Origin of the sequence: Burkholderia sp. IT-111MI5, from assembly GCF_949752865.1 — a bacterium.
In the GTDB taxonomy this organism is placed as follows: Bacteria; Pseudomonadota; Gammaproteobacteria; order Burkholderiales; family Burkholderiaceae; genus Burkholderia; species Burkholderia pyrrocinia_C.
The window spans coordinates 698,974-719,481 of sequence record NZ_CATKIF010000011.1; the positions used below are offsets into that span (position 1 = coordinate 698,974).

The following is a 20,508-nucleotide window of genomic DNA, read 5'->3' on the forward strand; positions in this document are numbered from 1 at the left end:
AGACTTTGCTCGAAATCCGGCGATCCCGCGCCAGCGTGCCGCCCCTCCCTTACCGACACGGAGCCTCCCGTCATGAGCAAGACCTACCGCATCGGCCAGATCGTGCCGAGTTCCAACACGACGATGGAAACCGAGATCCCCGCGATGCTGCGGTTGCGCGAAACGATCCGCCCCGAGCGCTTCACGTATCACTCGAGCCGGATGCGGATGAAGAAGGTCGTCAAGGAGGAGCTGGCGGCGATGGATGCCGAATCCGACCGCTGCGCGCTCGAACTGAGCGACGCGCGCGTCGACGTGCTCGGTTACGCATGCCTCGTCGCGATCATGGCGATGGGGCACGGCTACCACCGCGTGTCGCAGGCGCGCCTGACCAAGCACACGGCCGACAACGGTGCACAGGCGCCCGTGCTGACGAGCGCGGGTGCGCTCGTCGACGCGCTGAAGGTGATCGGCGCGAAGCGCATCGTCGTCGTCGCGCCGTACATGAAGCCGTTGACGGAACTCGTGGTCGACTACATCCGCAACGAAGGCTTTGAAGTGCTCGGCTACCGCGCGCTGGAAATTCCCGACAACCTCGACGTCGGCCGTCACGATCCGGCACGCCTGCCCGACATCGTGAAAACGCTGCCGTACCAGGACGCCGACGCGATCGTGCTGTCCGCATGCGTGCAGATGCCGTCGCTGCCGGCCGTCGCGAAGGTCGAGGCGATGACGGGCAAGCCGGTGATCACGGCCGCGATCGCGACCACCTACGCGATGCTGCGCGAGCTCGACCTCGAGCCGGTCGTGCCCGGCGCCGGCGCGCTGCTGTCCGGCGCGTACTGAACGCTGCCCTTCCGACGGAGTCCATTCATGCCCTCGACTTTCCTGTACGGCGCGAACATCCGCGCGAACGGCATCCGCCAGCACTACCTGCGCTACGGCGGCGCGACCGGCGCGCGCGCATCGCGCCCTGCGATCGTGCTGATTCCCGGCATCACGAGCCCCGCGATCACCTGGGGTTTCGTCGGTGAGACATTCGGCGCGACGTTCGACACCTATGTGCTCGACGTGCGCGGCCGCGGGCTGTCCGACGCATCGCCATCGCTCGACTACAGCCTCGATGCGCAGGCCGACGACGTCGCGGCGCTCGTCGCCGCGCTCGGCCTGCCGCGCACGAGCCTCGTCGGCCATTCGATGGGCGCGCGGATCGCCGCGCGTGCGGCGCGGCGCGGCATCCGCGGGCTCGCATCCGTCGTGCTCGTCGATCCGCCCGTGTCGGGCCCGAACCGCCGCGACTATCCGGGCAAGCTGCCGTGGTACATCGACTCGATGGCGCTCGCGCGCGCCGGCACCGACGCCGAAGGCATGCGCGCGTTCTGCCCGACCTGGACCGATGCCGAACTGCAGTTGCGCGCCGAGTGGCTGCATACCTGCGACGAGCGCGCGGTACGCGCGAGCTATGAAGGATTCCATACCGACGATTTCCATGCGGACGCCGCACAACTGGCCGTGCCATCGCTGCTGATCACGGCCGAACGCGGCGACGTGGTGCGCGACGACGACGTCGCGGAACTGCAGCGCGCGACGCCGTCGATGCAGCACGTGCGCGTGCCCGACGCCGGCCACATGATCCCGTGGGACAACGCGCCGGGCTTCTACGCGGCGTTCGGCAGCTTTCTCGGCGCGCCGCTCGCGGCCTGATCGCTCGGCGGCCGCCCTTTTTCCCTCACGCCTTTACCGGAGCCGACGATGCCAGTCAGCGACACCCAACTGATCGACGCGTGGAAGCAGGTGCTCACGCTGTCGCGCCTCGAACCGGGCCAGACCGTCACGATCCTGACGAGCGCGGCCACCCACCCGCAGACGCTGTCGTGCGCGCTGATCGCGACGCAATCGATGGGCGCGATCGTCAACCGGCTCGACCTGCCGCCGGTGAACGGCGAGAAAGCGTTCAGCCGCGACCCGCTCGCGTATCTCGGCACGACGCCGCTGACCGGCAACAAGGCCGCGATCGCCGCGCTGCGCGAGAGCGACCTCGTGCTCGACCTGATGACGCTGCTGTTCTCGCCCGAACAGCACGAGATCCTGAAATCCGGCACGAAGATCCTGCTCGCGGTCGAGCCGCCCGAAGTGCTCGTGCGGATGGTGCCGACGCTGGCCGACCGCACACGCGTGCTCGCCGCGGCGAAGCAAATCGCCGCCGCCCGCGAGATGCGCGTGACGTCGGCGGCCGGCACCGCGCTCACCTGCCCGCTCGGCGACTTCCCGCCGACTGCCGAATACGGCTTCGTCGACGCGCCCGGCCGCTGGGATCACTGGCCGAGCGGTTTCGCGCTGACCTACCCGAACGACCGCACCGCGCGCGGCACGATCGTGATCGACCGCGGCGACATCCTGCTGCCGCAGAAGCACTATGTAAGCGAGCCGATCGCGCTGACCGTCGAAGGCGGTTATGCGACGCGCATCGAAGGCGGCGTCGACGCCGACCTGCTGCGCGACTACATGGAGACCTTCGCCGACCCCGAAGGCTATGCGATCTCGCATATCGGCTGGGGGCTGCAGCCGCGCGCGCGCTGGTCGACGCTCGGGCTGTACGACCGCGAGGCGACGATCGGGATGGACGCGCGCGCGTTCGAAGGCAACTTCCTGTTCTCGCTCGGCCCGAACAACGAAGGCGGCGGCAACCGCACGACCACCTGCCACATCGACATTCCGCTGCGCCGCTGCACGGTCGAACTCGACGGCGCAACCGTCGTGCGCGACGGCCGCGTGACCGATCAACCCGCGTGACCGACGAGCGCCCGACACCATGAACGATCTTTCCCATCACGCCGAAGCGAACGTCTACCGCCAGCAGGGTTTCGGCACGCCGCTGCCGCCGCACGGCAACATCGGCCTGCTGATCGTCGACTTCGTGGTCGGCTTCGCCGATCCCGCGACGTTCGGCGGCGGCAACATCGCGCCGGCGATCGCACGCACGACGCACGCGCTCGCGCTGGCGCGCGAACGCGGCTGGCCCGTCGCGCACAGCCGCATCGTGTACGCGGACGACGGCAGCGACGACAACGTCTTCTCGCTGAAGGTGCCCGGCATGGCGACGCTGACCGAGCATCATCCGAACAGCGCGATCGTGCCCGAGCTCACGCCCGCGGCCGGCGAACTCGTCGTGCGCAAGACCGTGCCATCGGCATTCTTCGGCACGCAACTGGCGCCCTGGCTCGCGCAGCGCGCGGTGCAGACGCTGCTCGTCGCGGGCGCCGTGACGAGCGGCTGCGTGCGTGCGAGCGTCGTCGACGCAATGTCGCACGGGTTCCGCCCGCTCGTGCTCGCGGATTGCGTCGGCGATCGCGCGATCGCGCCGCACGACGCGAACCTGTTCGACATGCAGCAGAAATATGCGGCCGTGATGCCGCTCGACGACGCGATCGCGGCGATCGACGCCATGCACGCACACGCACGCTGAGTCGCGACGGATCGCGGGCGGCGCATGCGTCGCCCGCGATTGACGCTGCGCTTTTGGCGGCCTAGATTGGCCTGACGCGCGCCGCCCGAACCCTCTCCGACGCAACCGGTCGCCGGCCGCGCCGCTCCCGACAGGACACCTTCCCCGTGAACCGTTCCGAATTGCTCGTGCGCGACGGCTGCCTGACCGTGATCCGCCCGCCCGCACCTCCGCCCAAGCCGGCGCCCGGCCAGCCGGGCAGCCTGTCGTCCTACGTGCCGGCACTGCCCGAAGTCTTCGTCGCGATTCTCGATGACGGCCGCATCCTCGCGTTCAACGGACACGTCGATCTCGGCACCGGCATCCGCACGTCGCTCGCACAGATCGTCGCCGAGGAACTCGACGTGCCGGCCGCACGCGTGACGATGGTGCTCGGCGACACGGCCGCGACACCGAACCAGGGCCCGACCATCGCGAGCGCGACGATCCAGATTTCCGCGACGCCGCTGCGCTGCGCGGCCGCGCAGGCGCGCCACGCGCTGCTGGCGCTTGCCGCCGAGCGGTTCAGTGTCGACGTGGAGCGGCTGGTTATCGACAACGGGACCATTTCGGCGGACGGGCAAACGGCGACGTTCGCGGCGCTCGTCACCATGCATCGCATCGCGCTGACGCTGGACCTGAACACCCCCACGAAGGACCCCGCGCTGTACCGGATCGTCGGCAAGTCGGCGCCGCGCGTCGACCTGCCAGCGAAAGCGACCGGCCAGCTCACGTTCGTGCACGACATGCGCGTGCCGGGCATGCTGCACGGCCGTGTCGTGCGGCCGCCGTATGCGGGCCACGACAGCGGCCCGTTCGTCGGCACGTCGCTCGTCGACGTCGATCGCGCGTCGGTCGCCGACGTGCCGGGGCTGGTGGCTGTCGTCGCGATCGGCGATTTCGTCGGCGTGGTTGCCGAACGCGAGGAACATGCGATCCGCGCGGCGCGCCAGTTGCGCGTGACGTGGCGGCCGCATGCCGCGCTGCCGCCGCTCGACGAGCCGGCCGCCGCGATCGCCGCCGCGCCGGCCAAGCGCCGCGTGCTGCTCGACGAAGGCGATGTCGACGCGGCGCGCGCGTTGCCCGACACGATCACGCTGTCGCGCACCTATGCGTGGCCGTTCCAGATGCACGGCTCGATCGGCCCGTCATGCGCGCTCGCCGACTACCGGGAACCGGGCGACGGCCGGATCACCGTGTGGTCCGGCACGCAGAATCCCGTATCGCTGCGCTACGACCTCGCGACGCTCGTCGCGCGCGACGAAGCCGATTTCGACGTCGTGCGGATGGAAGCGGCCGGCTGCTACGGCCGCAACGGCGCGGACGACGTGTGCGGCGACGCGCTGCTGCTGTCGCGTGCGGTCGGCCGCCCGGTGCGCGTGCAACTGTCGCGTGCGGACGAACATCTGTGGGAACCGAAGGGCGCGGGCCAGCTGATGCAGGTGACCGGCACCGTCACGCGCGACGGCCGCCTGCTCGGCTACGACTTCACGACGCGCTATCCGTCGAACGACGCGCCGCTGCTCGCGGCCTTGCTGACCGGCACGATCGCGCCCGAGCCGCGCGTGTTCGAGATGGGCGACCGCACGGCCGTGTCGCCGTACGCGAGCCCGCATCGCCGCTTCGTCTGCGAGGATCTCGCGCCGCTCGTGCGCGCGTCGTGGCTGCGCGGCGTGTCGGCATTGCCGAACTCGTTCGCGCACGATGCGTTCGTCGACGAATGCGCGGCGTTGACGGGCATCGATCCGCTCGCGTTCCGGCTGCGCCATCTGCAGGACACGCGCGCGACCGAACTGCTGCAGGCCGTGGCCGACCGCGCGGGCTGGACGCCGCGCCCGGCGCACGCGCATCGCGAACACGACGGCGCGCGCCTCGCGCGCGGCCGCGGCGTCGCGTATGCGCGCTACGTGCACAGCCGCTTCCCCGGTTTCGGCGCGGCGTGGTCGGCATGGATCGTCGACCTGAGCGTCGATCGCGTGTCGGGCGAGATACGCATCGAACGCGTGACGGTCGGCCAGGACACCGGCACGATGATCAACCCGGATGGCGTGCGCCACCAGATCCACGGCAACGTGATCCAGGTATTGAGCCGCACGCTGAAGGAGCGCGTGCGGTTCGCGGACGGCAAGGTCGCGTCGCGCGAATGGGCGAGCTATCCGATCCTGACGTTCGCGGAAGTGCCGGACGTCGATGTCGTGCTGATGCCGAGACAAGGCGAGCCGCCGCTCGGCGCGGGCGAATCGGCGTCGGTGCCGGGCCCTGCGGCGGTCGCGAACGCGTTGTTCGATGCGACCGGCGTGCGGTTCTACGCGCCGCCGTTTACGCCCGAAGCGGTGCGCGCCGCGCTGCGCGAGGCCGGCCGGCTGATGAGCGCCGATGAAGCCGCAGCGCCCGCAACCGCCGGCGCTGCGTAGGCCGGCCGGCGCCCCGCGTGCGCATCACGCTTCGCCGTCTTCTTCCATCATCTTGCGCAGCAGGAACTGCAGCGCGACCCGCTCGCCCGGATTGAGCGCGCCATACGTGCGCTCCGTGACCTGCCTCGCAAACGGCACAGTACGGTCGATCAGCGCGAGCCCGGTCGCGGTCGCGCGCACGATCAGCTTGCGGCCGTCGTTCGGGTCGGGCAGCACCTCGATCAGCGCGCGCGTCTTCAGGCGCTCGACGACGCCGCGAATCGTCGCCTGGTCGATCGCGGTCGCCTTGACGATGTCGTTCAGCGAGCACGCCTGGCGTTCCTTGACCGCGCACAGCGTCACGAACTGCGCGGCCGTGAGATCCGAATCGGGGATCGCTTCCTGGAAGATCGACACGTGCCGCTGATACGCACGGCGCAGCAAATGTCCGATCTGGTCGTGAAAGTCGTAGGAATCCTTGGAAGACGCCATGAAAGTGAAGGCCTGTGCCGCATGCAAGTGAAAGACAAGCAGTGTACACCCTCAATTCGGCGCAACCGGCGGCCGGGTGGCCGCTTCATTGCGGTGCATCAGGATTAGCGGCACCCGGCACGCATCGCGCCTGACGATCGCCTGACAGCGGCGGATCACCGGCCGATGCCGTCGCCGAACGGTCGCCCCGTGGGTCCGGGCCTGCTGCCTCGCGTGCATTTGCACGCTGCGACACACTCTCGCGCACACACTTCACTTTTGAGCGCATACGCACGAATTTTGTGCATGCTTTCGCGCGCTCGCAGGCCATTTCCACATGCGTTTTAGATCGTCAAAAGCCCTATCAAAAGCGCGGTTTTTCTCATGCAAACACTTACCTTCAAGCGGCCGGATTCATGCCTGTGCGATTCGGTATTTTCTAGTGTGTACGCTATTTAATTGCCGTGATATACAGACTCCAGTGCGCGGCGAAATGTCCGCCCGCGTCGATCGGCCACCCATTCATCCGTCACACTCGAACAGGGGCAATCCCATGTCTACCGCACACCCGAGCGCCGCCGTTTCCCCCGACGACGCGCAGCACGGCAATCTCTATCGCAAGGTCACGCTGCGCCTGATCACCCTCTTCTGCCTGTGCTACTTCGCGGCCTATCTCGACCGCATCAACATCGGGCTCGCGAAACTCCAGATGCTCGACGCGCTGAAGTTCAGCGATACCGTGTACGGGCTCGGCGCCGGCCTGTTCTTCGCCGGCTACATCCTGTTCGAAGTCCCAAGCAACCTGGTGCTGCAGCGCGTCGGCGCGAAGCTGTGGATCGCGCGGATCATGATCACGTGGGGCCTGCTGTCGGGTGCGACGATGTTCGTGCACACGCCGATGCAGTTCTACGTCGTGCGCTTCCTGCTCGGCGCCGCCGAAGCCGGCTTCCTGCCGGGCGTGCTGCTGTACCTGACGCAGTGGTATCCCGATGCGCGCCGCGCACGGATCGTCGCGCTGTTCATGGTCGGCCTGCCGCTGTCGAGCATGATCGGCAGCCCGATCTCCGGCTGGATCATGCGCGCGTTCGACGGCACGCACGGGCTCGGCGGCTGGCAGTGGCTGTTCCTGCTCGAAGCACTGCCGTCGGTGCTGCTCGGCTTCGCGGTGCTGCGCTGGCTGCCCAACGGCATCGAATCCGCGCAATGGCTGAACGCGGACGAAAAGCGGATGCTGCGCGCGAATCTCGACGCCGATCCGTCCGGCAACAAGAGCCACGCGCTCGGCAAGGCCTTCTCCGATCCGAAGGTATGGGCGCTCGGCCTGATCGACCTGTGCGTGCTGCTCGGCCTGTATGCGGTGAGCTTCTGGCTGCCGACGATCCTGCGCGACACCGGCGTGAAGGATGCGTATCACATCGGCTGGCTGATGGTGATTCCGAATGCCGCGGCCGTGCTCGCCACGCTGTATTGCGGCGCGAGCTCGGATCGCGCGCGCGAACGCCGCTGGCATATCGTCGTACCGTTCGTGGTGTCGGCCGTCGCGCTGGCGATCGCGGCCTCGTCGTCGCACGGCACGCTCGGGACGGTACTGCTGTTTTCGCTGATCAACGCAGGCGCGGCCGCCGCGATGCCGGTCGTCTGGGCGTTGCCGTCCACGTTCCTGAAGGGCTCCGCCGCGGCCGGCGGGATCGCGTTCGCGTGCTCGATCGCGAACCTCGGCGGGTTCGGCAGCACCTACTTCATCGGCTGGCTGCGCGACACGTTCCATTCGCAAAGCGCGGGGCTGTATGGCTTCGCCGCGTGCATGCTGGTCGGCTGCGCACTCGCGCTCGCGTATCCGGCAAAACTCGTGAACCGCTGACGCATCGCGTCGCCTGCCGCGACGCTGCCCTTTTTTACAACCGCCCGCGTCAGGCTCGTTCGCCACACACCCGCCCTCGTTTCGCGCCCGCGCCGCCACCCCACGCGCGCGGGCGCGGGTTTCCCGCCCTCGTCGACCGCGCAGGCACATCGCTTGCGCCATCCACGCGCCCGCCTCCCCGGCGGACAGCATCCTTCACCCAACCTGCGCTGCGCACCGCGCGATCCAGCGCGGCGTTCCCGCGTCGCCAGCAGGTTCCCTGAACGAGAGGACGACATGAAATCAATACGAACACTGGTGGCCCTGTGCTCCGTCATTTCCGTGCTCGCGGCGTGCGGCGGCGACGGCAACGACGTCGGCACCGAACTCGGCATCTCGAAGCCGCAGGCGCGCTTCATCAACGCGGTCCCGGCCGGGCCGAACCTCGACTACTACCTGAACGCGAAGATCGACCAGGCGGGTGTCGCGTACAAGGGCGTGACGCGCTATCACGACATCGACTCGGGCACGCAGAACGCGAGCTACGACATCTCGGGCACGACGACGACCATCGCCGCGCAATCGTTCAGCGCGGCGAACGGCCATCACTACACGACGATCGCGCTGCCGAGCAAGTCGTCGGCGATTTCCGTCATCGACGATCCGTACAACAAGGGCCTGCTGTCGGACAAGGCGCGCGTGCGCAGCTTCAACGCGTCGCCGAACGCGCAGAACGTCGACGTATACGTCGTTCCGCCCGGCACCGACATCTCGACGCAAAGCCCGACGCTGGCGGGCGCGGCCTACCAGAACGCGGTGCCGGCATCGACGCAGGATTCGATCTACCTCAATGGCGGCAGCTACCAGGTGATCGTCACGGTGGCCGGCAGCAAAGCACCGATCCTCAAGACCGCGCCGGTCACCATCAACAACAACGCCGACTGGCTACTGTTGACGATTCCGTCGGGCGGGATCGGCGACGTGACGCCGAACGACATTCACGTGCTCGTTGCACAAGGCAACGACGCCGATACGTCGGCACTGGAACTGGGCCCGCAGTAAGGGCTCCAAACGATCGCGGCGGCCGGTGCGGTTGCGCCGGCCGCCGGATGATCTCCAGCCTCGGCATCAGTCGACCCGCTCGAGACGGATCACATGCTCGGCGCGCGTGCCGGTGCCATGCTCGACAGCGATATCGACATCGCCGACATGGCGCACGCGCCAGCCCGGCCGCGTCGCGATCTGCGGCAGGTTGCCGGACGGGCGGCTCTCGATCCCGCCGAGCCCTTCGTCGGGCGTATCGACCGCGTCGTCGAGCGACGCGTTCGAATGGATCACGTTGTCGTGCCACTCCGATGCGCCCGCGGCCGCTTCCATGCCCTTGCCGTCGACGTCGACCGTGTTGTCGGTCATCGCCATGTTCGCGTTGTCGAGCGTGACGATCCGGCCGGCCGCGCGCCGCACGGGGTCTCCGCTGTCGACCGCGTGCGCGCCGACGTCGATCGGCGGCAGGCCGGTCGGCATTTTCCCCGCGACCGCCTCCGGCGTCAGCGGGTGCCGCGCCACCTCGGCGGCCTGGGTCGCCGCGTCGGGCATGTCGCCGGCCGCCGGCGTCTTTACCGGACTCTTCTCGATCTGTTCCCGCTGTTTTTGCGGGTCAGGGTTCGATTCCGCGTTCTGCATCGCACCTCCTGTCCGGCCGGCGTGCGCCGGCTCGAGCCGGCGCCGCCCGGTCCTGGAATCGCTACAACGGTCCTTGCAAATCTTTCATGCGCACGGCCGCGCACACGCGCGCCACCCGGCGCCCGTGCGAAGCCCGCACGGCACTCGATCCGCGAACGGCGCACTTGCGCGCCGTCCTCCCAGTCGTTCAGCCGCCCTTCAGCCGCCGCTCGCGCCGCCCGGCGCGGAAGCCGCGCCAGGCATGCTCGCGCCGCTTCCGGCCGCTCCGCTGCCCGGCATGCCCGACGGCGCGGTGGACGGCGCGGCCGACATGCCGCTCGTTGCGCCCGACTCGCCGCTGTCGCTCTTCTTCTGGCAACCCGCGCCTGCCGCAAGGCCCGCAATCAGGATGCCGGCGAAGACGGCTCGCGATACATGACGAAATGAATATCGCTGCATGACACCTCCGCTGATGTCGATGTGGATGGAGCCCGCTGGCGAGCAATTCGCATGCCGCACCGGGCCACCACTTCCGATGGCATTCCATTCATTTTTCAAATGACGCCCAGCCGAATATTTAATTTCCCATCATCGCGCCGGCCACCCATACTCGCGAACAAATCCGAGACATAAGGTCCACGGCGGCCAGGCCGGCGCAGCGTGTATACGCGGCCGGTTTCGCGCCCCGCACATGGAAGGAGACAACGGCGTGCAACTGGAAGCCACTCACCGCCCGGGCCTCGTGCTCGGCGCGGACGACGCATCGCATCGATCCGACACGGCCTCGCGCGCCCCCGCGCTGAGCCCGCGGCTGCACAACCCCGACCTCGCGCCGACCAGGGCCGAGGGCCGGACCTGGGGCCGCTACAGCATCTTTGCGCTGTGGACCAACGACGTGCACAACATCGCGAACTACTCGTTCGCGATCGGGCTGTTCGCGCTCGGCCTGTCGGGCTGGCAGATGCTCGCGTCGCTCGCGATCGGCGCGGTGCTCGTGTACTGCTTCATGAACCTCACCGGCTACATGGGCCAGAAGACCGGCGTGCCGTTCCCGGTGATCAGCCGGATGAGCTTCGGCATCTACGGCGCGCTGCTGCCCGCGATGATCCGCGCGGTGATCGCGATCGCATGGTTCGGTATCCAGACCTATCTCGCGTCCGTCGTGCTGCGCGTGCTGCTCACCGCGATCTGGCCGGGCCTCGCCGCATTCGACCGGAACGCGATCTTCGGGCTGTCGACGCTCGGCTGGATCACGTTCGTCGCGATCTGGCTCGTGCAGATCGGCATCCTCACGTACGGGATGGAAATGGTCCGCAAGTACGAGGGGCTCGCCGGCCCGGTGATCCTCGTCACGACGCTGTCGCTCGCCGCGTGGATGTTCAGCCGCACGGGCGGCCATCTCGCGATGTCGATCGGCAAGCCGATGACCGGCGTGAAGATGTGGACGGAGGTCTTCGCGGGCGGTTCGCTGTGGCTCGCGATCTACGGCACGCTGGTGCTCAACTTCTGCGATTTCGCCCGCTCGTCGCCGAGCGCCAAGACGGTGCGGGTCGGCAATTTCTGGGGCCTGCCGGTGAACATCCTCGTGTTCGCGACGATCAGCTTCGTGCTCGCCGGCGCGCAGTTCAAGCTGAACGGCCAGATCATCCACAGCCCGACGGAAATCATCGCGACGGTGCCGAACAAGCTGTTCCTCGTGCTCGGTTGCCTCGCATTCCTGATCGTCACGGTCGCCGTGAACATCATGGCGAACTTCGTCGCACCGGCCTTCGTGCTGACGAGCCTCGCGCCGCACCGCCTGTCGTTCCGCCGCGCGGGCCTGATCAGCGCGACGATTGCCGTGCTGATCCTGCCGTGGAACCTGTACAACAGCCCGATCGTGATCGTCTACTTCCTGTCCGGCCTCGGCGCACTGCTCGGCCCGCTGTACGGGATCATCACGGTCGACTACTGGCTCGTGCGCAAGCAGCGCGTGAACGTGCCCGACCTCTATACCGAAGCGCCGACCGGTGCCTATTTCTATACGCGCGGCGTGAACCGCAAGGCGCTCGCGGCGCTCGTGCCGTCCGCGCTGATCTCGATCACGCTCGCCGTCGTGCCGGCCTTCAGCGCGATGACGCCGTTCTCCTGGCTGCTCGGCGCGGCCATCGCGGGCAGCGTGTACTGGCTGCTGGCCGATCGCAAACGGCAATACGACGAGCGCTCGGGCGAACACATCGCGGTCGCCTGCGCGCAACACTGAACCCACACATACGGAGTGCCCGATGAGGATCCTGGTAGTCAACGTCAACACGACCGAGTCGATCACCGACGCGATCGCCGCGCAGGCGCGGGCCGCCGCGTCGCCCGGCACGGAGATCGTCGGGCTGACGCCGCGCTTCGGTGCGGAGTCGGTCGAAGGCAACTTCGAGAGCTACCTCGCGGCGATCGCCGTGATGGATCGCGTGTTGAGCTACGACGAGCCGTATGACGCGGTGATTCAGGCCGGCTACGGCGAACATGGCCGCGAAGGCCTGCAGGAACTGCTGACGGTGCCCGTCGTCGACATCACCGAAGCGGCCGCGAGCATCGCGATGCTGCTCGGGCATCGCTACTCGGTCGTCACGACGCTCGACCGCACGGTGCCGCTGATCGAGGATCGCCTGAAGCTCGCCGGGCTCGACGCGCGCTGCGCGTCGGTGCGCGCGAGCGGCCTTGCGGTGCTCGAACTCGAGGAGAATCCGGCCCGCGCGATCGAGTCGATCGTCGGCCAGGCGCAGCGCGCGGTGAAGGACGATCGCGCGGAAGTGATCTGCCTCGGCTGCGGCGGAATGGCCGGCCTCGACCGGCAGATCGAGGAATGCACGGGCGTGCCGGTCGTCGACGGCGTGTCGGCCGCGGTCGCGCTCGCCGAGTCGCTGGTACGCCTGAAGCTGAAGACGTCGAAGGTCCGCACATACGCGCCGCCGCGCCCGAAGCGGATCGTCGGCTGGCCGGGAACCTTCGCAAAATGACGGGCCGCCGGCCGGCTGCCGCGTCGCGCTCGGGCTCGGGTTCGTGCTCTGTGCCGCCGGGAGGCGTATCGGCATGCGGGACCCGCTAGATCCGACCTCCCTGCCCCGCAACGCGTCCACCGCCACGGACGTGCTCGACGTACTGGATGCACGGCTGATGCGCATCCTGCTCGTGCTGCTGACCGAGCGCACCGTATCGCGTGCGGCCGTGCGCCTGAACATGTCGCAGCCGGCGACGAGCGCCGCGCTCAAGCGGCTGCGCACGCTGCTCGGCGATCCGCTGCTCGTGCGCAGCCGCTACGGGATGGTGCCGACCGAGTTCGGCGCGCGGCTGATCGAACCGCTGCGCAACGCGCTGCGCGTGATCGACTTCATCCGCATCCAGCAGCCGACGTTCGACGCGCGCACGTCGGTGCGCACCTACCGGATCGGCTGCCCCGACTATCTGAACGTGCTGTTCGTGCCGAAGCTCGTCGCGCTGTTCCGCGAGCGCGCGCCGAACGCGCAGCTCGTGTTCCATCCGCTCGGCGACGGTTTCGACGACGAGCGCGCACTCGCCGACGGCGAACTCGACGTCGTGATCGACAATCGCCCGGCCCGCTCGTCGCGGTTCCGGCAGGACGATCTGTTCGACGATCGCGTCGTATGCCTGATGCGCGCGACGCATCCGCTCGCGCGGCGCGGCGCGACGACGGCCGCCGATTTCGCGGCAGCGCCGCAGCTGTGCCCGACGCCGTCGTGGCTCGAAGCGTCCGGCGCGATCGATCGGCAGCTTGAACGCGTGGGCCTGCTGCGGCGAATCGTCGTCACGCTGCCGCACTTCGAACTCGCCGCGCATGCGCTCGTGCGCTCCGACATGATCCTGACCACCACGTACCGGCTCGCGCGGCACTACGCGAAGCTGCTGCCGCTCGCCGCGGTCGCGCTGCCGGTCGAACCGGCGGATATCGTGTACCGGATGACGTGGAACGAATCGGGATCGTGCGTCGAAGGCGTGCGCTGGCTGCGCGGGCTGATCGCCGAAGCGACGCGCGGCTGGCTCGACGCCGAGGCCGCGCTGCCGGCAGTAGCGGCGGTTGCGGCGGTTGCGTCCGCAACCGAACCGGCGGCGCCCGCGCCCGAGCCGCCACGTCCGCCGCGAGCACGCAAGGCAACGCACTGCCGCGCTGCGCGCCGGCCGCTCGTCGCACGCGTCGCGCGTCATCAGCGCCACACGACGAAATCGCACTAAACCACGGCGAACGCGCGTCATGTCGCCGCACGCGCATCGCACCGGTTGTCGTCGCATCGATCGCCACGGAGCTACGCGTACCCTGCTCGCGGCCAATACATCGGCGATCCGGCTCGATCCGCCAATCCGATCGCGCTTTTCCTCCGCTTTCCTCTGCGCGTCGCAGACCGCATGTCAGACTGATCCTATTTACCAGCGCCGGTCCGCCCTTGCACAATGCAGTCCAGCGAACGGCCATGCGTCGTCATGCACGTCTCCAACAACAAGCTCTGCCACGGGCAGCACGCCGAGGAATCCCTGATGAAAAACACCCTGATCGCCATCACGCTCCCGATCGCATTGCTCGCCAGCTCCGCCGCAATGGCCGATACGCAGGACTGCGCGACGCGCATCCACGCGCTGCAGACGCAGATCGACTACGCGAAGCAGCACGGCAATACGCAACAGGCCATGCACCAGCAGGCGGCGCTGGAGAAGGTCCGCGCGAACTGCACGGACGCGGGCCAGCTCGCGCGCGCCGAACGCAAGGTGCGTGACGAGCAGCGCGACGTCGAGAAGGCGCAGGCTGAAGTGCGCAACGCGGAATCGGACCTGCGGCAAGCCGAAGCACGCGGCGACACGGGCAAGCTCGCGAAGGCACAGCGCAAGCTTGCCGACAAGCAGCGCAAGCTGCACGACGCGACCCGCACGTTGCACGATGCCGCAACCGGTCGCGACGCGCTAAAGCGCTGACGCAACCCGATCCGCGGGCCGCGCACGGCATCGGCCGTGGCGCGCGATCATCGGCAACACCGACAGCAACACGATCGACCCGAGCGTCGACAACAGGATCGTGCGTGACGTCACACGCTTCGCGTCCATGGAATTCTGCCGGCATGTACGGCCGCGTGCCGATCGACAGCGCAGCGAGCACGTGCAACAGATTCTCGATCGTCGATGACATCTTGAATACGCTGCACGAAACCGGAACGCGCAAGCTTGATGATTCTGTCGTGGCGCGTGCGAAACATGCCCAAAACGCCCCGCTACGCGTCGCGCATCGGTTGCGCAAGCAACTTGTATGCAACGACTGACGCAACGAGCGCGAGCACGCCGCTCACCATGAGCGCATCGGCAAACCCGCTCGCGAACGCGATGGGCGCTGCCTGGGCGAGCGCGCCGGCTGCCGACGGCGGCACGCGGTCGAGCGCCTGCGCCAGATCGCCGGCCAGCAGGCTCGACATGAACGGCGCGTCGGCGAACGCGCGCAGGCCGGGCGCGGCGGACAGCAGCCGGTCAAGCCGCGCATGCGTGCTCGCCGCCAGCACCGCGCCGAGCACGCCGACGGCCGTCACGATCGCCGAGAAGCGCGTCGTCGTGCTGATGCCCGATGCCATGCCCGTGCGATCCGGCGGCACGCACGCCATGATCGCCTTCTGCGTATCGCCGTTCATGATCCCGGCGCCGCAACCCGTCACGAACATGCCGATCGCGACGAGCCGGTAGTCGCCGCTGGCGGTCAGCGCCGCGGTCGCGAGGTTGCCCGCGCCGATCAGCGCGAGCCCGCCCGCCAGCACGCCGCCTGACGACACGCGCGCGGCAAGCGCCGCGCCGAGCGACGGCCCGGCGATCATCGCGAACGCGAACGGCAGCATCCCGAGGCCCGCGTCGATCGCCGACATCCCGAACGCGTTCTGCAGGTACAGCGGCAGGAACGTCATCATCACCTGTGCGCACGCCGCATAACCGAACATCGCGAGCACGGCACCGACGAAGCGCGGTTGGCGGAACAGCGCGAGATCGATCATCGGCCGCGCCTGCCAGCGCTCGGCGCCGATGAAAGCGGCAAACAGCGCGGCGGCGAGCGCGAGCCGGCCGAGCGTCGCGACCGACAGCCAGCCGTGCGACGGTGCGCCGATCAGCGCGGCGATCGCGCACGCGAGCGCCGCGCCGAACAGCAGGCTGCCGGCGGCGTCCACGCGTTTCGCGTGCGGATCGCTCGATTCGTCGATCGCGACGCGCGCGCCCACCGCCAGCAGCGCACAGACCGGCAGGTTCAGCAGGAACACCCAGCGCCAGCCGATCCATTGCGTGATCGCGCCGCCGACGAGCGGCGCGATCGCCGTCGCGATCCCCATGCACATCCCCCAGATCGCCCACGCGCGCGCCCGTTCGCGCCCTTCCGGAAAACGATTCGCGATCACCGCGAGCGCGGCCGTCAGCAGCAGCGCGGCGCCGCCGCCCTTCAGCGCGCGCGCGGCGATCAGCCAGCCGGCCGACGGCGCAACGCCGCAGCCGAGCGACGCGAGAAAAAAGAGCGCAAGCCCCGCGCCGAGCATCCGCTTGCGCCCGAAGCGGTCGGCGAGCCCGCCGGCCGGCAGCAGGCAAGCGGCGAACGCGGTCATGTACGCGCTGACGACCCATTCGATGTCGGCGAAGCTCGCATGAAAACTGCGCGCGATGCTCGGCAGCGACACGGCGACGACGTTCGTGTCGAGCACGATCAGCGAACAGGTCGCCGACGCGACGGCAAGCGTCACGGCGGCCGGCAGGCGGGCACCCGCTTGCGGGGCGGTGGCCGCACGCGACGCCGGAGAGGATTGGGACATCGGTAACTCCGAAGCAGGATGAACGAGCCGTATGCTAGGCTTGCCCCGTATTGCCTGTCATTGACATTCCGATGCTGTTTTATTGACGAAAATTGCAATCATGGACCGGCTCGAATTCCGTCACGTGCGCGCATTCCTGAGCGTCGCGCAGCACCTGCATTTCGCCCGCGCGGCCGACGCGCTCGACATGGCGCCGCCCGCGCTCACGCGGCAGATCCAGGAAGCCGAACGCGTGCTCGGCGTGCGGCTCTTTCACCGGTCGCGCCGCGCGGTCACGCTGAGCGCGGCCGGCGAGGCCTATCTCGCCGAGGCGAGCGCCGCGTTCGAGCACCTGCAGCGCGGCCGCGAACTCGCCGCGCTGGCCGAGCGCGGCGAACTCGGCCGGATCGAGATCGGCTACGTATCGTCCGCCGTCTATTCGGGCACGCTGCAGCGCACGGTCGGCGCGTTTCGCGCCGCGCACCCGCGCATCGAGCTGAACCTGCGCGAAGTGCCGATGGACGATGTCGCGAACCAGCTCGACGCGGGCCGGCTCGACCTCGCGTACGTGCGCCCGCCGCTGCCTCTGCCCGGCGGCCTGCGGATCGTCACGCTGCAGCGCGACGTGTTCGTCGCGGCCGTGCCGGCCGATTCGCGCTACGCATCGATGGCGACCGTGCGCGCGGCCGACCTCGCCGATGCACGCTTCGCGGTGCCGGAACAGGAGCTCGGCACGCTCGAAGTCGCACGCCGCGGCCGCTTCGCGCCGGTGATCGCCGCGCGGCCGGGCGGCTTGCTCGCAGTGCTCGCGTGCGTGTCCGTGAACGGCTGGGTCGCCGTGATTCCCGATGCGCTGGCCGGTTGCGTGTCGCTGCCGGGCGTCGTGTACCGGCCGATCGCCGGCAAGCCGATCATGTCGGAACTCGCGCTCGCGCACCGTCGGTTCGAAAAGGCGCCGGCGGTGCGGGCGTTCCTGCGCACGGTTTCGTCGGCCGCATAAGCCGCCCGCGCGTTGGGCGTCGAGATCGGCCGCCCCGCCCGTCGCCACGCGAATATGCATTTCACGATTCGATGTTTGTCGGCCGGAAACCGATTCCGTAACCTGCCCGGCAGCCGCGCCGCACGCGCGCGGATCACCGAGGATATGCCGCCAATGAACCCCTCTTCCGCCACGACACGCCGCCGCGTGCTGCAGCGTCTTGCCGCCCTCGCCGCCGCGCCGCTCGCCGGCGGCATCGCACTGCCAGCCCGCGCGGCCGGCGCCGACCTGTCGGGCGTCACGCTCGTGCTCGGCGACCAGGCCGGCGGCCTGCGCGCGCTGGCCGAAGCCGCACACGTGCTCGACGGCACGCCGTACCGGTTCCGCTGGGCCAATTTCCAGGGCGCCGCGCCGCTGTTCGAGGCACAGCGCGCGGGCGCGATCGATCTCGCACCGGCCGGAGACCTGCCCGTGCTGACGGCCGCGCTCGGCGATCCGGCGCTGCGGATCGTCGCGACGCGCGTCGGCTCACCGGCGTCGCTCGGCATCGTCGTGCAGCCCGACTCGCCGGTCCGCACCGTCGCCGACCTGAAAGGGCAAACCGTCGTCGTGTCGTCCGCGCGCGGCAGCATCTCGCAATATCAGCTGTACGGCGCGCTGCGCGAACACGGTCTCGCGCCGCGCGACGTCGACGTGCGTTTCGTGCTGCCCGTCGATGCGTTCGCCGCATTCGAAGCCAGGCGGATCGGCATCTGGGCGACCTTCGACCCGTACTACGGCCATGCGGTGCGACGCGGCGCGCGCATCATCCGCGACGGCAGCGGCATCAATTCGGGGCTCGCGTTCCTCACGTCGCCGGTCGACACGCTCGACGACCGCGCGAAACGCGCGGCGCTCGCAGACGTGCTCGCACGGCTGACCCGCGCGGGCCAATGGGCGCTCGCGCACCCGGCCGACTACGCGACCGTCTATGCGTCGCTGACGCGCCTGCCGCCCGACGCGGCCGCCGACATCGCGCGCCGCGCAGCGCTCGCGCAACGCAGCCTCAGCGGCGCCGACATCGACGTGCTGCAACGCGTCGCCGATCGCGCGGCGGCGGATGCGATCCTGCCGCGGCGCGTCGATGTCGCGTCGATCGCAATCCGGAATCTGTCCGCCGGATAGAAGGCAGGAGGCACCAGAAGCAACGAGCACCACGCGCCGCAACGCGACGGGCTACGCTCAACGCGGTTTCGACATGTCGAGATCCGGCACGTCGTCGCCGAAGGTCGACGCGACGAGCGTGCGCATCGCGGCGATCAGCAGCGTCGGCCCCGACTGGTTGAACGTGCAGCGCTCGCCGGCGGCCGGCACCGCACGGTGCAGCACGGCCCGCCACGCGCCGCGCCCGCCGTCGCGCTCGAACGCGGCGAACGGCAGCCGCTCGACGATCGGGCCGCCGTCCGCCCACGACGACGACGGCGCGAACGACACGCTCGCGCCGCCCGTCTCGCGGATCGCCCGGCATGCGCCGCCCGCGACGCACGGTGCGCCGAGGCCTTCGGCCAGTGCCACCCAGTAGTCCAGCGCCGCGCCGGTCAGGTCCTGAACTTGCATCGCGCTCTCCTTCGACATCGAAAAACCTCGTCCCGGCGCCCGCGCGCGCCGACGGCCGGCGGCGAACCGTGCGTCGACGGCGCAACAACCCGCCGCACAACCCGCGCATCGGTATTACGAATCGCCGATTTCTGCCTACAATGATCGTAACGCCTGTCGTCCGGCCTGCGATGGACGACAACCGAATCCATACGGTGCAGCGCAGGCCGGATCTCTCGGGGGACGCATGCCCACGCACGCCAGAAAGCCGCTGGTCTCGCTCGTCGTGCCGTTTCACGACGAAGACGAAACGATCGACGCATTCTTTGCCGAAACGCTGCCCGTCCTCGAGTCGCTCGACACGGTCCGCTTCGAGATCGTCTGCATCAACGACGGCAGCCGCGATAGCACGCTCGACCGGCTGCTCGAGGTCATGGCCGGCGACCCGCGCGTGCGCGTCGTCGATCTCACCCGCCGTTTCGGCAAGGAAGCCGCGCTCACCGCCGGCCTCGACGAAGCGGCCGGCGCCGCGGTGATCCTGATCGACGCCGACCTGCAGGACCCGCCCGCGTTGATTCCCGCAATGATCGAACGCTGGCTCGCGGGCGCCGAGGTCGTTGCCGCGAAGCGCACCGACCGCATGTGCGATCCGTTGATGCAGCGCTTGGCCGCCGCGCTCTACTACCGCGTGCACAACCGGCTCTCCGAAGTCGAGATGCCGGAGAACGTCGGCGATTTCCGGCTGATGGACCGTCAGGTCGTCGACACGCTGCGCGCGCTGCCCGAGCGGCGGCGTTTCATGAAAGGCCTGTTCGCGTGGGTCGGCTTTCGCACCGCGATCGTCGAATACACGCGCGCGCCGCGCAGCGGCGGCCGGTCGAAGTTCTCCGGATGGAAGCGCTGGAACTTCGCGCTCGAAGGCATCACGAGCTTCAGCACGGTGCCGCTGCGCGTGTGGACCTACGTCGGCCTCACGTTCGCGATGCTCGCGCTCGTCTACGGCGCGTTCATCGTCGTGCGCACGTTGCTGCTCGGCAACCCGGTGCATGGCTACGCGTCGCTGATTTCCGTCGTGCTGTTCATCGGCGGCATCCAGCTGGTCGGCATCGGCGTGATCGGCGAATACCTCGGCCGCATCTATCACGAGTCGAAGCAGCGCCCGGTCTATCTGGTGCGGGGGCGCTACCGCGCCGAGCGGGATGCCGCCACGCATCCGGCGTCGAAGCTGCTGCAGTTCCCGCTCAAGCGCGCGCATGCGGCCCGCCGCCGGCCGGCGACGCCCGCGGCCGCCGGCCACGCCGCCAGGAAAATCTCCGTCAAGTAACCAACGGGCA

General features: G+C 69.1%; 19 protein-coding genes. 14 read left to right on the forward strand and 5 right to left on the reverse strand.

Features of this window, described 5'->3' with window-relative positions; genetic code table 11:
• The first annotated feature begins 72 nt into the window (after window positions 1–72).
• The 5 genes from ACM6JT_RS11315 (at window position 73) to ACM6JT_RS11335 (ending at window position 5,877) form a co-directional block, all read left to right on the forward strand.
• The gene (locus ACM6JT_RS11315; protein WP_131947776.1) at window positions 73–825 is read left to right on the forward strand and encodes an Asp/Glu racemase; all 753 of its coding nucleotides are present in this window, start codon (window positions 73–75) and stop codon (window positions 823–825) included.
• 27 nt (window positions 826–852) lie between these two features.
• Window positions 853–1,683, forward strand: a complete 831-nt coding sequence (locus tag ACM6JT_RS11320; protein ID WP_034179867.1) for an alpha/beta fold hydrolase — start codon at window positions 853–855, stop codon at window positions 1,681–1,683.
• Between the two features lie 48 nt (window positions 1,684–1,731).
• Window positions 1,732–2,772: a 2,5-dihydroxypyridine 5,6-dioxygenase gene (locus ACM6JT_RS11325; protein WP_034179868.1), complete on the forward strand. Its 1,041-nt coding sequence runs from the start codon at window positions 1,732–1,734 to the stop codon at window positions 2,770–2,772.
• 19 nt (window positions 2,773–2,791) lie between these two features.
• Entirely contained in the window at window positions 2,792–3,445 is a 654-nt protein-coding gene (locus ACM6JT_RS11330) for an isochorismatase family protein (RefSeq protein WP_034179869.1), read from the forward strand.
• A gap of 146 nt (window positions 3,446–3,591) precedes the next feature.
• A complete protein-coding gene (locus ACM6JT_RS11335; protein WP_414856494.1) occupies window positions 3,592–5,877 on the forward strand; it encodes a molybdopterin cofactor-binding domain-containing protein in 2,286 nt (761 codons plus the stop codon).
• A 24-nt stretch (window positions 5,878–5,901) separates the two neighbouring features.
• Here ACM6JT_RS11335 and ACM6JT_RS11340 read toward each other — a convergent pair whose 3' ends face one another.
• Window positions 5,902–6,348 carry a MarR family winged helix-turn-helix transcriptional regulator gene (locus tag ACM6JT_RS11340; protein WP_034179871.1) on the reverse strand — a complete coding sequence of 149 codons (447 nt, stop codon included), beginning with the start codon at window positions 6,346–6,348 and terminating at the stop codon, window positions 5,902–5,904.
• Window positions 6,349–6,880: 532 nt separating this feature from the next.
• Between ACM6JT_RS11340 and ACM6JT_RS11345 the strand changes: the two genes are divergently transcribed.
• Together ACM6JT_RS11345 and ACM6JT_RS11350 are read left to right on the forward strand one after the other, a co-directional pair.
• Window positions 6,881–8,188: an MFS transporter gene (locus ACM6JT_RS11345; RefSeq protein ID WP_034179872.1), complete on the forward strand. Its 1,308-nt coding sequence runs from the start codon at window positions 6,881–6,883 to the stop codon at window positions 8,186–8,188.
• Window positions 8,189–8,464: 276 nt separating this feature from the next.
• Window positions 8,465–9,229, forward strand: coding sequence for a DUF4397 domain-containing protein (locus ACM6JT_RS11350; protein ID WP_034179873.1), 765 nt, complete (start codon window positions 8,465–8,467; stop codon window positions 9,227–9,229).
• 66 nt (window positions 9,230–9,295) lie between these two features.
• Here ACM6JT_RS11350 and ACM6JT_RS11355 read toward each other — a convergent pair whose 3' ends face one another.
• Both ACM6JT_RS11355 and ACM6JT_RS11360 read right to left on the reverse strand, forming a co-directional pair.
• Window positions 9,296–9,850 (reverse strand): DUF3005 domain-containing protein, encoded by a 555-nt coding sequence (locus ACM6JT_RS11355; protein WP_105392129.1) that lies wholly within the window; start codon window positions 9,848–9,850, stop codon window positions 9,296–9,298.
• A 198-nt stretch (window positions 9,851–10,048) separates the two neighbouring features.
• Window positions 10,049–10,288: a hypothetical protein gene (locus tag ACM6JT_RS11360; protein ID WP_161785049.1), complete on the reverse strand. Its 240-nt coding sequence runs from the start codon at window positions 10,286–10,288 to the stop codon at window positions 10,049–10,051.
• 232 nt (window positions 10,289–10,520) lie between these two features.
• On the opposite strand from ACM6JT_RS11360, the gene ACM6JT_RS11365 reads away from it, so the two are divergent.
• From ACM6JT_RS11365 to ACM6JT_RS11380, 4 genes are all read left to right on the forward strand, one after another.
• Window positions 10,521–12,071, forward strand: coding sequence for an NCS1 family nucleobase:cation symporter-1 (locus tag ACM6JT_RS11365; RefSeq protein WP_175748592.1), 1,551 nt, complete (start codon window positions 10,521–10,523; stop codon window positions 12,069–12,071).
• Between the two features lie 22 nt (window positions 12,072–12,093).
• Window positions 12,094–12,822 carry an aspartate/glutamate racemase family protein gene (locus ACM6JT_RS11370; protein WP_034179877.1) on the forward strand — a complete coding sequence of 243 codons (729 nt, stop codon included), beginning with the start codon at window positions 12,094–12,096 and terminating at the stop codon, window positions 12,820–12,822.
• A 73-nt stretch (window positions 12,823–12,895) separates the two neighbouring features.
• On the forward strand, window positions 12,896–14,053 hold the full coding sequence (locus ACM6JT_RS11375; RefSeq protein WP_414856495.1) for a LysR family transcriptional regulator: 1,158 nt from the start codon (window positions 12,896–12,898) through the stop codon (window positions 14,051–14,053).
• 300 nt (window positions 14,054–14,353) lie between these two features.
• Window positions 14,354–14,785, forward strand: a complete 432-nt coding sequence (locus tag ACM6JT_RS11380; RefSeq protein WP_217590628.1) for a DUF1090 family protein — start codon at window positions 14,354–14,356, stop codon at window positions 14,783–14,785.
• Between the two features lie 293 nt (window positions 14,786–15,078).
• On the opposite strand, the gene ACM6JT_RS11385 is transcribed toward ACM6JT_RS11380, so the two are convergent.
• Window positions 15,079–16,641 (reverse strand): MFS transporter, encoded by a 1,563-nt coding sequence (locus tag ACM6JT_RS11385; RefSeq protein ID WP_414856496.1) that lies wholly within the window; start codon window positions 16,639–16,641, stop codon window positions 15,079–15,081.
• A gap of 100 nt (window positions 16,642–16,741) precedes the next feature.
• Between ACM6JT_RS11385 and ACM6JT_RS11390 the strand changes: the two genes are divergently transcribed.
• Entirely contained in the window at window positions 16,742–17,620 is an 879-nt protein-coding gene (locus ACM6JT_RS11390; RefSeq protein ID WP_414856497.1) for a LysR substrate-binding domain-containing protein, read from the forward strand.
• Window positions 17,621–17,773: 153 nt separating this feature from the next.
• Window positions 17,774–18,763: an ABC transporter substrate-binding protein gene (locus tag ACM6JT_RS11395; RefSeq protein ID WP_131947765.1), complete on the forward strand. Its 990-nt coding sequence runs from the start codon at window positions 17,774–17,776 to the stop codon at window positions 18,761–18,763.
• Window positions 18,764–18,820: 57 nt separating this feature from the next.
• On the opposite strand, the gene ACM6JT_RS11400 is transcribed toward ACM6JT_RS11395, so the two are convergent.
• Window positions 18,821–19,195: a phage protein NinX family protein gene (locus tag ACM6JT_RS11400; RefSeq protein ID WP_414856498.1), complete on the reverse strand. Its 375-nt coding sequence runs from the start codon at window positions 19,193–19,195 to the stop codon at window positions 18,821–18,823.
• 226 nt (window positions 19,196–19,421) lie between these two features.
• Between ACM6JT_RS11400 and ACM6JT_RS11405 the strand changes: the two genes are divergently transcribed.
• Entirely contained in the window at window positions 19,422–20,498 is a 1,077-nt protein-coding gene (locus tag ACM6JT_RS11405; protein WP_414856499.1) for a glycosyltransferase family 2 protein, read from the forward strand.
• Window positions 20,499–20,508: the final 10 nt, after the last annotated feature.

Bases quoted from the DNA above. Each gene is read 5' to 3' on its own strand.
- ACM6JT_RS11405 (WP_414856499.1), top strand. From the start codon at position 19,422: ATGCCCACGCACGCCAGAAAGCCGCTGGTCTCGCTCGTCGTGCCGTTT.
- ACM6JT_RS11360 (WP_161785049.1), bottom strand. From the start codon at position 10,288: ATGCAGCGATATTCATTTCGTCATGTATCGCGAGCCGTCTTCGCCGGC.
- ACM6JT_RS11395 (WP_131947765.1), top strand. From the start codon at position 17,774: ATGAACCCCTCTTCCGCCACGACACGCCGCCGCGTGCTGCAGCGTCTT.
- ACM6JT_RS11350 (WP_034179873.1), top strand. From the start codon at position 8,465: ATGAAATCAATACGAACACTGGTGGCCCTGTGCTCCGTCATTTCCGTG.
- ACM6JT_RS11325 (WP_034179868.1), top strand. From the start codon at position 1,732: ATGCCAGTCAGCGACACCCAACTGATCGACGCGTGGAAGCAGGTGCTC.
- ACM6JT_RS11330 (WP_034179869.1), top strand. From the start codon at position 2,792: ATGAACGATCTTTCCCATCACGCCGAAGCGAACGTCTACCGCCAGCAG.
- ACM6JT_RS11370 (WP_034179877.1), top strand. From the start codon at position 12,094: ATGAGGATCCTGGTAGTCAACGTCAACACGACCGAGTCGATCACCGAC.
- ACM6JT_RS11355 (WP_105392129.1), bottom strand. From the start codon at position 9,850: ATGCAGAACGCGGAATCGAACCCTGACCCGCAAAAACAGCGGGAACAG.
- ACM6JT_RS11400 (WP_414856498.1), bottom strand. From the start codon at position 19,195: ATGCAAGTTCAGGACCTGACCGGCGCGGCGCTGGACTACTGGGTGGCA.
- ACM6JT_RS11390 (WP_414856497.1), top strand. From the start codon at position 16,742: ATGGACCGGCTCGAATTCCGTCACGTGCGCGCATTCCTGAGCGTCGCG.
- ACM6JT_RS11340 (WP_034179871.1), bottom strand. From the start codon at position 6,348: ATGGCGTCTTCCAAGGATTCCTACGACTTTCACGACCAGATCGGACAT.
- ACM6JT_RS11385 (WP_414856496.1), bottom strand. From the start codon at position 16,641: ATGTCCCAATCCTCTCCGGCGTCGCGTGCGGCCACCGCCCCGCAAGCG.
- ACM6JT_RS11365 (WP_175748592.1), top strand. From the start codon at position 10,521: ATGGAAGGAGACAACGGCGTGCAACTGGAAGCCACTCACCGCCCGGGC.
- ACM6JT_RS11320 (WP_034179867.1), top strand. From the start codon at position 853: ATGCCCTCGACTTTCCTGTACGGCGCGAACATCCGCGCGAACGGCATC.
- ACM6JT_RS11375 (WP_414856495.1), top strand. From the start codon at position 12,896: ATGCGGGACCCGCTAGATCCGACCTCCCTGCCCCGCAACGCGTCCACC.
- ACM6JT_RS11345 (WP_034179872.1), top strand. From the start codon at position 6,881: ATGTCTACCGCACACCCGAGCGCCGCCGTTTCCCCCGACGACGCGCAG.
- ACM6JT_RS11380 (WP_217590628.1), top strand. From the start codon at position 14,354: ATGAAAAACACCCTGATCGCCATCACGCTCCCGATCGCATTGCTCGCC.
- ACM6JT_RS11315 (WP_131947776.1), top strand. From the start codon at position 73: ATGAGCAAGACCTACCGCATCGGCCAGATCGTGCCGAGTTCCAACACG.